The 13,118-nt window shown below is 61.7% G+C and carries 12 protein-coding genes; 6 read left to right on the top strand and 6 right to left on the bottom strand.

The features are described 5' to 3' along the window. Positions 1-23: 23 nt before the first annotated feature. A complete protein-coding gene (locus AC1RT4_RS09775; RefSeq protein WP_493085251.1) occupies positions 24-1,637 on the top strand; it encodes an EAL domain-containing protein in 1,614 nt (537 codons plus the stop codon). Here the strand turns inward: AC1RT4_RS09775 and AC1RT4_RS09770 are convergent. Together AC1RT4_RS09770 and algB are read right to left on the bottom strand one after the other, a co-directional pair. Next, positions 1,634-3,424 (bottom strand): KinB sensor domain-containing domain, encoded by a 1,791-nt coding sequence (locus tag AC1RT4_RS09770; protein WP_007954048.1) that lies wholly within the window; start codon positions 3,422-3,424, stop codon positions 1,634-1,636. The two genes, AC1RT4_RS09775 and AC1RT4_RS09770, sit on opposite strands and share 4 nt — an antisense overlap. 10 nt (positions 3,425-3,434) lie before the next feature. Continuing rightward, on the bottom strand, positions 3,435-4,781 hold the full coding sequence (gene algB / locus AC1RT4_RS09765) for a sigma-54-dependent response regulator transcription factor AlgB (RefSeq protein WP_007954049.1): 1,347 nt from the start codon (positions 4,779-4,781) through the stop codon (positions 3,435-3,437). A gap of 427 nt (positions 4,782-5,208) precedes the next feature. On the opposite strand from algB, the gene AC1RT4_RS09760 reads away from it, so the two are divergent. The 5 genes from AC1RT4_RS09760 to AC1RT4_RS09740 all read left to right on the top strand — a co-directional run bounded on the left by AC1RT4_RS09760 (position 5,209) and on the right by AC1RT4_RS09740 (position 9,553). Then, entirely contained in the window at positions 5,209-5,493 is a 285-nt protein-coding gene (locus AC1RT4_RS09760) for a hypothetical protein (protein WP_493085248.1), read from the top strand. 67 nt (positions 5,494-5,560) lie between these two features. Then, complete coding sequence (locus AC1RT4_RS09755; RefSeq protein WP_003177151.1) at positions 5,561-5,725, top strand: DUF1328 domain-containing protein; 165 nt, start codon at positions 5,561-5,563, stop codon at positions 5,723-5,725. A gap of 2 nt (positions 5,726-5,727) precedes the next feature. Continuing rightward, positions 5,728-6,192: an inhibitor of vertebrate lysozyme family protein gene (locus AC1RT4_RS09750; protein ID WP_007954053.1), complete on the top strand. Its 465-nt coding sequence runs from the start codon at positions 5,728-5,730 to the stop codon at positions 6,190-6,192. Between the two features lie 697 nt (positions 6,193-6,889). Next, the gene (gltP, locus tag AC1RT4_RS09745) at positions 6,890-8,221 is read left to right on the top strand and encodes a glutamate/aspartate:proton symporter GltP (protein ID WP_493085246.1); all 1,332 of its coding nucleotides are present in this window, start codon (positions 6,890-6,892) and stop codon (positions 8,219-8,221) included. A gap of 102 nt (positions 8,222-8,323) precedes the next feature. Further along, positions 8,324-9,553 (top strand): nucleoside recognition domain-containing protein, encoded by a 1,230-nt coding sequence (locus tag AC1RT4_RS09740; protein WP_007954056.1) that lies wholly within the window; start codon positions 8,324-8,326, stop codon positions 9,551-9,553. A 3-nt stretch (positions 9,554-9,556) separates the two neighbouring features. Here AC1RT4_RS09740 and AC1RT4_RS09735 read toward each other — a convergent pair whose 3' ends face one another. The 4 genes from AC1RT4_RS09735 to AC1RT4_RS09720 are packed head-to-tail and all read right to left on the bottom strand — an operon-like array spanning position 9,557 to position 13,068. Further along, complete coding sequence (locus tag AC1RT4_RS09735; RefSeq protein WP_493085244.1) at positions 9,557-10,183, bottom strand: ABC-type transport auxiliary lipoprotein family protein; 627 nt, start codon at positions 10,181-10,183, stop codon at positions 9,557-9,559. Beyond that, positions 10,180-11,118: an MlaD family protein gene (locus AC1RT4_RS09730; protein WP_127796495.1), complete on the bottom strand. Its 939-nt coding sequence runs from the start codon at positions 11,116-11,118 to the stop codon at positions 10,180-10,182. The genes AC1RT4_RS09735 and AC1RT4_RS09730 overlap by 4 nt, the downstream gene beginning before the upstream one ends. Before the next feature lies 1 nt (position 11,119). After that, positions 11,120-11,923, bottom strand: coding sequence for an ABC transporter ATP-binding protein (locus AC1RT4_RS09725; RefSeq protein ID WP_007954063.1), 804 nt, complete (start codon positions 11,921-11,923; stop codon positions 11,120-11,122). Next, positions 11,920-13,068, bottom strand: a complete 1,149-nt coding sequence (locus AC1RT4_RS09720; protein ID WP_045121722.1) for an ABC transporter permease — start codon at positions 13,066-13,068, stop codon at positions 11,920-11,922. Before AC1RT4_RS09720 ends, AC1RT4_RS09725 begins: the two co-directional genes overlap by 4 nt. Positions 13,069-13,118: the final 50 nt, after the last annotated feature.

Here is a 13,118-nt window from a genome sequence, read left to right as displayed (position 1 = left end):
TGGTAATTCTTCGGATATCCATGATGGTTGCTACCCGAGAGACGCTGCGTAGCTGGTTTTATCGCCCCTGGTTTCTGGCGATGATCGCGGCTGTCCTCAGTGCGAGCCTGCTGATCACCGGCGGGCTGTTCGTGGCCATGCGCCAGGTTGAACAAAGCGAAAGCCAGGAAATGAACGCCCAGGGCGAGCGCTTCCTGGCGCGTCTGGAGCAACTGTTCGGCCAGTTGCGCGAAAGCCTCGACGACCTCGAAGCCCAACCCTTGCGCAGCTGCGACGACGAAATGATCGCCACGTTGCAGCAAGTGACGTTCAACTACCGCTTCGTCTATGAAGCGGCCTACATGGACGCCACGCGGATCTGCTCCAACCGCCCCCGTCAGGAAGGCCTGTCAGTGGTCCGTCCTCCGGACATCAAAGGCCCGACCTACAGCTACTGGCTGAACACCACCACCGAACCCGATGAAAACCGCGCAGCGCTGATGCTCGGGCGTGGCAACTTTCGCGTGGCCACTTCACGCGGGCATTTGACCGACATGGTCGACCTGTCGCCCGGCAGCAGCCTGTTGGTGGTGCTGGATCACGGATCCCGGGCGATTCCGGTGCTCGGCGTTCCACAAACCTGGCCACCCACGGAACCCTGGCCGCCGAAAACCCCGGATGCACTGCAAGTCACCCAATCGCACCTGATCTACCGCATGCCCACCGATAACCCGGAATATCAACTGGTGCTGATCAGCCCGCGCTCGGGCATGCACATTCCGGAGCTCTGGTGGTGGATGGTACCGTTCTGTCTGGTGCTCGGTGCGCTGGTAGGCGTTCTGGTGTTCTGGATCGTGCGCCAGCGCCAGTCGCTGGATGCCGAGCTGCACGGCGCGATCCGCCGGGGCGAGTTGCAGGTGCTCTATCAACCGATCTTCGATCTCGACAGCCGCAACTGCGTCGGCGCCGAAGCCCTGCTGCGCTGGCGCCGGCCGGACGGCACGCTCACAAGTCCCGACCTGTTCATCCCGATGGCCGAGAACACCGGTCAGATTCGCCAGATGACCGACTTCGTCCTGCAACGCTTGCTCGAGCAGCTCGGCCAGCTGCTGCGAGCCAACCCGCAGCTGTACATCTCGGTGAACCTGGCCGCCTGCGACGTGATGGTGCCGCGCATCGGCCAGGTCATGGCGCGGCTGTTGACCCTGCACCGGGTCGCGGCGCGGCAGATTGCGTTCGAGGTGACAGAACGCGGCCTGATCGATGTGGTGGTGGCTCGGGAAAACCTGCAAGCGCTGCGCGATGTCGGCCATCAGGTACTGATCGACGATTTTGGCACCGGCTATTGCAGCCTCGCCTACCTTCAAACCTTGCCGGTGGACTGCCTGAAAATCGACAAGGCATTCATCGACGCCCTCGGTCATGACGCCGCCAGCAGCGGTGTCGCGCCGCACATCATTCACATGGCCCAGGCGCTGGACCTGAAGGTGATCGCCGAAGGGATCGAATACGAATCCCAGGCCGAGCTGCTGAGCAGCGAAGGCGTGAAGTTCGGTCAGGGCTGGCTGTTCGCCCACGCCTTGAGCGCGGTGCAGTTCATCGAACTGATCACCCGTGGACGGCGACTCGCCGGCCGCCGGATTGACGACGAGGCCTAGACCGCCAGCGCCATGTAGAACTGCGTGCCCTGCCCCGGCCGCGAGTAAACACCCATCCGCCCGCCGTGCAGCTGGACGATTTCCTTGCACAGCGCCAGACCCAGCCCGGCCCCGCCCTTTTTCCTGCCGACCTGGACGAAGGGTTCGAAGATCCGCCCTTGCTGTCCGTAGGCAATCCCTTCGCCGTTGTCTTCGACGCTGATGATCACCCGCTCACCATGACGCCGGGCCTGCAACCGAATCAGCCCGTCGCGCGCTGTGTGGCGCAAGGCGTTGTCGATCAGGTTGTCGAGGACTCGATCAAGCTGCGCCTGATCCGCCTGCAAGCGTGGCAGCGGGCCCTGCGCTTCGACCTGCAGGGTAACGCCCTTCTGCGCCGCCGAATCGGCGAAACGCAAACGCGCCTGCTCCAGCAGATCCTCGATGGAACACGGCGCCAGCGTGAGCTTCTGCAAACCGCTCTGATAGCGCGAGAAGTTCAGCAGATCGTTGATCAGCTGCATCAGGCGCTGCATTTCTTCGTTAACCGTGTCGAGCAGGTCGGACTCGCGCGACTCCGGAGGAAACTTCGCCCGCTCGCGAAACAACCCGAACGCCATGTGCATGCCCGTAACCGGTGTGCGCAATTCGTGGGACGCGCGCAGCACGAACTCGCTGCGCACCCGCTCGAAGGCGCGCTGCTCAGTGACGTCATGCAAGACCATCACGGCGCCGAGGATATGCCCCTGGGTGTGGCTGACCGGCGTCAGGCTGTAGGTCAGCAGGCGCGATTCGCCATCGACCTCGATGCTCAAGTCTTCCGGCGCCCGCTCAAGGGTGCCGCCGCGCAACACCAGTTGCAGTTGTGCATCCAGCTCCGGACGCTGAAGCGCGGTGCCCAGGCCTTCGCCGAAACGGTCGCTGTCCCAGCCCAGTTGCCGCTGGGCCACCGGGTTCAAGTGTTCCAAATGCCCCTGACGGTCGATCATCAGCAAGCCGTCATCGATGCTGTCGAGAACCGCTTGCAGGCGCTGCTGGCCGGCGAGCAATTCGTCGACGTTGGTCGCCTGGTGTTCGCGCAGGGCTTCGGCCATCAGCCCGAAGCGGCGGGTCAGCAGATTGATTTCCATCGCCGAGGACACCGGCAGGGTCACTTCGAAATTGCCCTGCCCAATGTTGTCCGCCGCTTTGGCCAGCGCCTCGATCGGCGCACCAAAACGCCGGGCAATGCCTTGGGCGGTGATGAAACCGATGATCAGCACCGCCAGCCCCACCAGCCCGAGCAGTCCGGAAATCAGCAGCGCCCGGTCACGGGCGGCGTGCTGGACAGCGTTGATGTTATCCAGCGCGTGCTTGTGCTCCGAGATCAAACCGTTACGCAGGGTGTTGAATCGCTCGCGCAAGTCGCCACCACTGCTCAGGGCGGCGCCCGGATCGCGGGACAGGTCGAATGCCTCGAGGAAGGTCAGGTAATCGCTCTTTGCCTGACTGAACCCGTATTGGCGATTGTCGTTTTTCTGCTCTTGAGCGATGCCCTCGTCGAGCAATTCGAAATAACGTTGTTTGGACGCTTCGAACGCCACGGGATCGGGCTTCTCGGCCAGCATCATGATCAGTTGATCGCCGAGGGTCTGCCGCAGCTTGAGCCCCAGATCGAGGGTGACGAAGTTGTTGCGGATCAGCGCCTCCTGAGTGCCGGCCATCTGCATCACGCTGACCAGCCCGAGCATCAGCCCGAGCAAAGCCACGGTGATCAGCGCGGAAATGCTCAGGAACAGGCGGGTCCGCAACTTCATCGCCAGTTTCATCGGCGGGAGCTCACAGGTTGTACTGCTTGCGCTTGCGATACAGGGTCGAAGCGTCGATCCCCAGAGTCTTGGCGGCCTGATCGAGAGTGCCGGCAGTCGCCAGTACTGCGCCGATGTGAGCCTTCTCCAGCTCATCGAGGCTCAGTGCCGCGCCGACCCGTGGCGCGTTGTTGGCCGGTTGCTCGGCCATGCCGAGGTGGCTGATTTCCACCCGCTCCTGCGGGCAGATGATGCTCGCCCGCTCGACCACGTTGCGCAGCTCGCGGATGTTGCCGGGCCAGCGATAACCCAACAGAGCTTCGCGAGCTTCGTCGCTGAAACCCCGGGCCGGACGCGCATATTCCTTCACAAATCGGGCGAGGAAGCGGTCGGCCAGGGTCAGGATGTCTTCGGCTCGCTCGCGCAGTGGCGGCAAATGCAGGGTGATGACGTTCAGGCGATAGAGCAGGTCTTCACGGAAACGGCCGTCGCGCACCATGTCCTCAAGATTGAGGTTGGTGGCGGCGAGGATGCGCACATCGGCGCGGCGGGTGACCGGATCCCCTACCCGCTCGTATTCCTTGTCCTGAATGAAACGCAGCAACTTGGGTTGCAATGTCAGCGGAAAATCGCCGATCTCGTCGAGAAACAGCGTACCGCCATCGGCTTGGTTAACCCGACCCAGCGTACTTTCACTGGCCCCGGTGAACGCGCCACGACTGTGACCGAACAGCTCGCTTTCCATCAGTTCGGCGGTCAGCGATGGGCAATTGATGGTGACGCAGGATTTCTTCTCGCGCTTGCTCCAGCCGTGAATGGCTCGGGCCAGTTCACCTTTACCGGTGCCGGACTCGCCGAGGATCAGAATGTTGGCGTCGGTGCCCGCCACTTGCCGCGCAGTTTCCAGTACGACTTTCATCGCCGGGCTGTGGGAATCGAGGCCGTCCTTGGGCTTGCGGATCTCGCCTTCGAGGGCTTCCAGACGCGCAGAAAGCTGGCGTACTTCCAGTTGCTTGGCGGTCGCCAGGCGCAGTTGATCCGGGCTGCACGGCTTGACCAGATAATCGGCCGCGCCGGCCTGAATCGCGTCCACCGCCGTGTCGACGGCCGAATGAGCGGTGACAATCACCACACGCATCCACGGCGCCTGAATGCGCATCTGCGCCAATACATCCAAGCCGTTGTCTTCGCCCAGACGCAAATCGAGGAAGCACAGGTCGAACACCTGACGTTGCAGCAGCGCATCCGCCTGGGCCGCGCTGTTGGCGGTGGCGACGGTATAACCTTCGTCTTCGAGGCAATAACGGAAGGTTCGCAGGATGGCGGATTCATCGTCCACCAGCAGAATGCGGCCTTGGTGCTCAGTGGCTGATTCCATTTTTCCTACGCTCCATAAGTGAATGTCTTGGGTTAGTCCCGGAAAAATCGGGCAAGTTGCATGGTTGATTCTGATCGATTCCGGTCATAGCAGGGTAGCTCTCTCCCGCCCTCACGGCTAATCCGCTGATTTTGTTGATTTTTTAAACATCACACAGTTTCAAGGCGGTTTCCTGCCTCCTTTTCTGACATCCGCCCCCTGCCCTCAATTCAAAAAGAATGATTTCTCCTACGAAATAATCGTGCATTACGCACGACCCTGCGCGGGCCATCGTGCAGGATGCGTCGTCAGGAATTTTCACACCATCCGTAACTAGCTGATTTTATTATATTTTTTTAAACAAAAAAGCTGGCATGCAGGCTGCAATACCTCTCTCAGCCCGGGCAGAAATGCACTGCCCCAACCGAATAAGAGTGAGGAACCCAGGATGACTCGCCCACGTGCCGCCCAAATGCGTATCTCGCCACTGCACTTGCAGCAGGCCCTGTTTGGCGCATTTGCGCTGTTGATCACGCTGATCGCCTGCCAGCAATACCTGCGCTGGGAGCACAGTCAGCGACCTGAGCCACTGATCTCGATGCAACACGCGACGCAGACGCACTTCAGCGCCGTCAGCAGCAGCCAGGCCGACAACGGCGCGATGCGCATGATGGACGTCGACCAGCCACAGCCATTGGGCGACATGCCCCGTGAAGAACGCTGGGTTTTCTGATCAACGAATCTGGGCGCCCCCGCGCCGAGACCGGCAACACCCCTAAATAGAAGCAAGGAGAATCACCATGTTGAGCTGGGCAATCACATTCCTGATCATTGCCATCATCGCTGCAGTACTGGGCTTCGGTGGTATCGCGGGCACCGCCACGGGTATCGCCAAGATTCTCTTTGTCGTGTTCCTGGTGATGTTCATCGCTTCCTTCTTCTTTGGCCGTCGCGGTCGAGGTTGAACATGAAGGGTTTAAAGACACTGGCAGCCGCCCTGCTCTTGGGCGGTAGTGCCATGGCGATGGCGGCCAATGACGGCCAGGCGCGGGTCAACGAACTGTTGAGTTCCGACCCGCAGTACAGGGAAACCTGGGAAGGCGTGGTGAAGAAGGAAGAACGCCTGCCGGAATGGGTGATGAACCTCTCCGGCGCGCCGGACCAACAGATGAATGCCGTGACCGAAGATGGCGATCAGTATCTGGTAGGGCCGCTCTGCGAATCGCAGGACAAATGCCTCAACCACCGCCTGATCGTCGCCTTCAGCTTCGACAAGAAACACGCTTACGCCATGCTGGTCGATGTGCCCGAGGGACTGCCGGCCGACAAGTCGCCAACGCGACATGCCACCTACCGCTTCCTCGGCAAGCCCGACCAGGGCATGCAGGATCTTTTGATGGAAACGCTGAAGAAAGATCCGAACTGGTATTGAACATGAGGGCAGCTGAAAGGCTGTCCTCCATTGCACCCGCCCGAGGAAGGCCGGTGCATGACCAGGGGGCCGGGACGTTCTGACTGTTACAGGGTCGGAGTGACCTACGGGTACAGGGAGTGCCTGCGATGAGGGCCGGGTCAGGGTAAAAGCTGCGACGCAAGTTCGCCAACCGGAGCGGTTCGACGGACTTGCGCTGAGCTTTCAACGTGACAAAACGTTGATCCAGAGCGTTCTGCTCGTCTTTTTTATCGCTCACACTGCGTGCGAAAGCATTTCGCGGTGTTTCTTGGCGACCGTATATCGAGAAAGAGTCGATTGAGGAAGTCGGACTTTTAGATTCCGAACGTAGGCTTTTTCCTAAATTTTTCGTCGAAATCACTCGTTCAAAAAATAACCAACCTACGCTGTAATGGCCGGTTCACGGCACTTATGCCTGCCGAAATGTCGTATTCGAACCGGTTGGGACGCCAGTTTCATTTAAAAAAGCTCATGCCGATTCGGCATAGGGTAGGCGTTTACGGCATTAGACGGCGCAACCTTGCATCGGAATAGTTGCGCCTTTTTTCGCCTGCCGGAGAGCCGTAAACACGCGCTTCGGGGCACCTTATACGGAGGCAGATGCACAGACTTTTCCGCTAAAGAGCGTTCCAGTTCCTGCATGTGCCTGAGTCAAACGCAAGTAAGGGTAAAGATAATGAAGAAGGCAAAGCTTAGCCTCGCCTGGCAGATCCTCATCGGTCTGGTGTTGGGGATTGCAATCGGTGCGTTGCTCAACCATTTCAGTGCCGAGAAGGCCTGGTGGATCAGCAACGTCCTGCAACCGGCAGGCGATATCTTTATCCGTCTGATCAAGATGATCGTGATCCCGATCGTCATCTCTTCCCTGATCGTCGGCATCGCCGGCGTGGGCGACGCCAAGAAGCTCGGGCGCATCGGCCTGAAGACCATCATCTACTTCGAAATCGTCACCACCATCGCGATCCTCGTCGGTCTGGTGCTGGCTAACGTGTTCCACCCGGGCGCCGGCATCGACATGAGCACCCTGGGCACTGTGGACATCTCCAAGTACCAGGCGACCGCCGCCGAAGTGCAGCATGAACACGCGTTCATCGAGACCATCCTCAACCTGATCCCGTCGAACATCTTCGCGGCCATGGCTCGCGGCGAGATGCTGCCGATCATCTTCTTCTCCGTGCTGTTCGGTCTCGGTCTGTCGAGCCTGCAGTCGGACCTGCGCGAGCCGCTGGTGAAGATGTTCCAGGGCGTCTCGGAAAGCATGTTCAAGGTCACCCACATGATCATGAACTACGCCCCGATCGGCGTGTTCGCACTGATCGCGGTGACCGTGGCCAACTTCGGTTTCGCTTCGCTGCTGCCGCTGGCCAAGCTGGTGATCCTGGTTTACGTTGCCATCGCCTTCTTCGCCTTCGTGATCCTGGGCCTGATCGCCAAGATGTTCGGCTTCTCGGTGATCAAGCTGATGCGCATCTTCAAGGATGAGCTGGTGCTGGCTTACTCCACCGCTTCCTCGGAAACCGTGCTGCCACGCGTGATCGAGAAGATGGAAGCCTACGGCGCACCAAAAGCCATCTGCAGCTTCGTGGTACCGACCGGCTACTCGTTCAACCTCGACGGTTCGACCCTGTACCAGTCCATCGCGGCGATCTTCATCGCTCAGCTGTACGGCATCGACCTGTCGATCAGCCAGCAACTGCTGCTGGTCCTGACCCTGATGGTTACTTCCAAAGGCATCGCCGGCGTACCGGGCGTGTCCTTCGTGGTACTGCTGGCCACTCTGGGCAGCGTTGGTATTCCGCTGGAAGGCCTGGCCTTCATCGCCGGTGTCGACCGTGTGATGGACATGGCGCGTACCGCCCTGAACGTGATCGGCAACGCTCTCGCCGTACTGGTCATCGCTCGTTGGGAAGGCATGTACGACGACGCCAAGGGCCAGCGCTACTGGAACTCGCTGCCGCACTGGCGCAGCAAGGAAAAACTGCCGACCGGTGACGTTTCCAACAACTGATCCCCGCCCGCCAGGCACCCTGACAAACCCCGGAGAAATCCGGGGTTTGTCGTTTCTGGCGACCCCGCTATCATTCGCCGCATCTTCCGGGGGATTTGACTGATGCTTAATGGCCTGTGGCTTGGCTTCTTCATCGTGGCAGCCGTTTCGGCGCTGGGGCAATGGCTGATCGGCGGCAACGCCGGGATCTTCGCGGCGATGGTGGAAAGCATTTTTGCCATGGCCAAGCTGTCGGTCGAAGTCATGGTGCTGCTGTTCGGCACGCTGACCCTGTGGCTGGGCTTCCTGCGCATCGCCGAGAAGGCCGGGATCGTCGAGTGGCTGGCCAAAGCGCTGGGCCCGTTGTTCCTGCGGCTGATGCCGGAAGTGCCGGCGGGTCACCCGGCCATCGGCCTGATCACCCTGAACTTCGCCGCCAACGGCCTGGGCCTGGACAACGCCGCCACGCCGATCGGCCTTAAAGCCATGAAGGCGCTGCAAGAGCTCAACCCCAGCTCGACCATCGCCAGCAACGCGCAAATCCTGTTCCTGGTACTCAACGCGTCGTCCCTGACCCTGCTGCCGGTGACGATCTTCATGTACCGCGCCCAGCAAGGCGCTCCGGACCCGACGCTGGTGTTCCTGCCGATCCTGCTGGCCACCAGTTGCTCGACCATCGTAGGCTTCCTGTCGGTGGCGTTCATGCAGCGCCTGCGGGTCTGGGATCCGGTGGTGCTGGCTTACCTGATTCCCGGCGCGCTGATCCTCGGCGGCTTCATGGCGTTGCTGGCGACGATGTCGGCCACCGCGCTGGCGGGGCTGTCGTCGATCCTCGGCAACCTGACGCTGTTCGGCCTGATCATGCTGTTCCTGGTGATCGGCGCGTTGCGCAAAGTGAAGGTTTACGAGGCCTTCGTCGAAGGCGCGAAGGAAGGTTTCGACGTAGCCAAGAACCTGCTGCCGTATCTGGTGGCGATGCTTTGCGCGATCGGCGTATTGCGCGCATCGGGCGCACTGGATTTCGGCCTCGACGGCATCCGTCATCTGGTGGAGTGGGCAGGGTGGGACACACGATTCGTCGACGCGCTGCCGACTGCGATGGTCAAACCGTTCTCCGGCAGCGCCGCCCGGGCGATGCTGATCGAAACGATGAAGACCTCGGGCGTGGACAGCTTCCCGGCGCTGGTGGCGGCAACGATTCAGGGCAGCACCGAGACCACGTTCTACGTGCTGGCGGTGTACTTCGGCGCGGTGGGCATCCAGCGCGCCCGGCATGCTGTCGGTTGCGCGCTGTTGGCCGAGCTGGCGGGCGTGCTCGGCGCTATAGGCGTCTGCTACTGGTTCTTCGGTTAAGGATCAAGGCCGGGCAGGTGGGGCAACTTTCTGCCCTTGCTCCACCGCCCACGCCACCACCTTCGCGGTGAGGCGATCACTGGCCTGACCGAAGCCGGCCACCACCGCCGGGACTTTCACATCATTGAGCGGCTGACGTTCTTCGAAGCGGCGACTGGCGAGAATCCGCTGGTCATAGCCGCGCACCAGCAACGCATCGACCCGCACCACGACGCTGGCCTGTGTGCCCTGATACTCGGTTTGAAACGCCTGCAGGCTGCCACCCAGTTCCAGGTCCGCCTGGAAATTGCTGTCGTCGGTGCTCAGCAGCGATATACGCCCGTCACGCTGGAATCCATCCAGCAACCGATTACGCACCAGCACCGGCGCCGGATCACTCCAGCGCGAGGCCTTATAAGTGCTGATCACGTCACCCTGGGGAATCACCGCGATGCCCGGCCGGTTCAGCGCCTCGCTGGCCTGCAATTTGTTCAACCGTAGCGACCAGTGCTGCGTAGATGCCGAGCTGGCCGAGGCGGGCGCCTGTGCCGCCGGCAAGCGATAGACGTCCAGCGGTTCGGACTTGGGCAGGATCGAGCACGCGCTGATCAGCGTGAAGCCGGCTAAGAGGGCGAGGCGAGTCAGCTTCATGGCGTGAACTCCTTGTTCTTGTCACTGCCCAGCAGGTAACCGCTGGGGTTGGCCTCCAGGCGTTGGGAAATGGCGCGCAGCGAGTTCAGGGTTTCACGCAGTTCGCGGATCGCCGGGGCCAGACCGTTGAGGCCCTGCATGCCGCTGTCGAGGGAGTTCTGGTTCTTGCTCAACAGGCCGTTGATGGTGGCGCTGCTTTGCTCCAGGGACTTCATCGCCTGTTCAGCGCTGCCCAATGCCTGCTTGCCCTGATCGTTGAGCAGACCGTTGGCGTTGCGCATCAGCGCCGAAGTCTGTTCGAGCATGTTGCCGGCCTGTTTGCCCACCGTCGCCAGTTGCTGCATGGCCTGACGCAGGTCGCCGCGCTGATCGTTGATCGAGCCGGTGGTCTGTTCCAGATGCTGGAGGGTTTTGCTCACGCGCTCGATGTTGTCGGCGGAGAACATCTGATTGGCGTTGCTCAGCAGGGTGCTGACTCCGCTCATCAGGTCGTTGCTGTCATTGAGCAGCCGCGAGATCGGCGAGGGCGAAGCGACGATGGTCGGCAGATTTCCGTCATGGCCCTTGAGCTTCGGGCTCTCTGGCGTGCCACCGCTGAGCTGGATGATCGAGGTGCCGGTGATCCCGGCCAGGGCCAGTTTGGCCTGGGTGTCTTCCTTGACCGGCGTGTCGCCCGCCAGACGAATCCGCGCCAGCACCCGACGCGGGTCCTGCGGGTCGAGGCGCAGGCTGACCACATCGCCGACCTTGATCCCGCTGTACTGCACCGGGCTGCCCCGGGACAGGCCGCTGACCGCCTCGTTGAAGACGATTTCGTAATCCTTGAACTCGGTGTCGACGCTGGACTTGGCCAGCCACAGACCGAAGAGCAGGGCGCCCGCCACCACAATCACCGTGAACAGGCCGATCAATACATGATGGGCTCGGGTTTCCATGTCAGACCTCGTTGAGCTGTTTGGCGGCGTCCAGCGCCGAGCGGCCGCGAGGGCCGTGGAAGTATTCGTGAATCCATGCGTCGTCGGTTTCCGAGACCACGTCGATGGGACCGGCCACCAGCACTTTCTTCTGCGCCAGTACCGCGACGCGGTCGGTGATGGTGTAGAGGGTGTCGAGGTCGTGAGTCACCAGAAACACGCTCAGGCCCAGCGCGTCGCGCAGGGTCAGGATCAATTGGTCGAACTGCGCGGCGCCAATTGGATCGAGGCCGGCGGTGGGTTCGTCGAGAAACAGGATGTCCGGGTCCAGCGCCAGCGCCCGGGCCAGTGCCGCACGCTTGATCATCCCGCCGGAGAGCGAGGCGGGGTACTTGTCCGCCGCCGACAGCGGCAGTCCGGCCAGCGCCAGCTTCACCGCCGCCAGATGCTCGGCGTCGTCGCGGCTCAGGCCGGCGTGTTCAATGAGGGGCAGGGCGACGTTCTCGGTCACCGTCAGCGACGAGAACAGCGCGCCTTTCTGGAACAACACGCCAAAGCGCCGCTCGATCAGCGAACGCTCATGTTCCGGCAGGCTCGGCAGATTCTGGCCGAACACCTTGACCATGCCTTCGCTGGGCCGGCGCAAGCCGACGATGCTGCGCAGCAGCACCGATTTGCCGCTGCCGGAGCCGCCGACCACGGCCAGGATTTCGCCTTTGTACAAGTCGAGGTCGAGGTTCTCGTGCACGCTCTGGCTGCCGAAGCGATTGCACAGGCCACGGACTTCGATCACCGCCTCGGAGGGCGCGCGGGGTAGACGACTCACCAGCCCATCTCCATGAAAAACAGCGCAGCGACCGCATCGAGCACGATCACCACGAAAATCGATTGCACCACGCTGGAGGTGGTGTGGGCGCCGACCGATTCGGCGCTACCGCTGACCTTGAAGCCTTCCAGACAACCGATGGCGGCGATCAGGAACGCGAAGATCGGGGCTTTGACCAGGCCCACCAGGAAATGTTGAATCCCTATGTCGCTTTGCAGCAGCGACAGGAACATCGCCGGCGAGATATCCAGCGACACCGCGCAGACCACCGCGCCGCCGACGATCCCGCAAATCATCGCCAAAAAGGTCAGCATCGGCAGCGCCACCAGCAGCGCCAGCACCCGCGGCACCACCAGCAACTCCATGGGATCGAGGCCGAGGGTGCGAATCGCGTCGATTTCCTCGTTGGCCTTCATCGAGCCGATTTGCGCGGTGAAGGCACTGGCGGTGCGGCCGGCCATCAGGATCGCCGTGAGCAAAACGCCGAACTCGCGCAGGAAGGCGAAGCCCACCAGATCCACGGTGAACACGCTGGCGCCGAAACTGGCCAGCACCGTCGCCCCGAGAAACGCCACCACCGCGCCCACCAGAAAGGTCAGCAACGCGACGATGGGCGCGGCATCAAGGCCGGTCTGTTCGATGTGCGCAATCATCGGCGTGATCCGCCAGCGCTTGGGCCGGAACAGACTGCGAGCGATGGTTTCGAGGATCAGGCCGACGAAACCGAGCAACTGCAGTGTGTCCTGCCAGACCGTGTCGACGGCCCGGCCGATGCGGGTCAGCAATTGCACGCTGACGCTGATTTCCGGTTCCTTGATCGGCACACAGAAGTCAGTCAGCGAGCGATACACGGTTTGCAGCAAGGCGCGGTCGGCGCTGGAAATCGTGCAGTCGGGGTGTTCGGCGGACTTGCCCAACCGCTCCGAGCCGAGCAGTTCCACCAGCAGCGACGCACCGGCGGTGTCGAGGGCGCCGAGGCCGTTGAGATCGATGGGGGTGTTGGCGTCGTACTGGCCGTGGAGCGTTTCGCTCAGTTGCTTGAGGTCGGCGTAGTGGGCAAGCGTCCAGTCCCCGGTCACCCGCAGGCGGGCAGGGGTGATCGAGGTGTCCAGGCGGGCACTGCCGGTCATTGGGCTGCTGGTCATAAGCTCCGTGCTTGTTCGGCTGAATACGCTGGCATACGTAATAGCACGAA

The sequence above is a fragment of the Pseudomonas sp. GW821-FHT11D10 genome (assembly GCF_058808435.1).
Note: the sequence above shows the minus strand (reverse complement) of the source record. Positions and strands in the feature narration are given on the sequence as shown.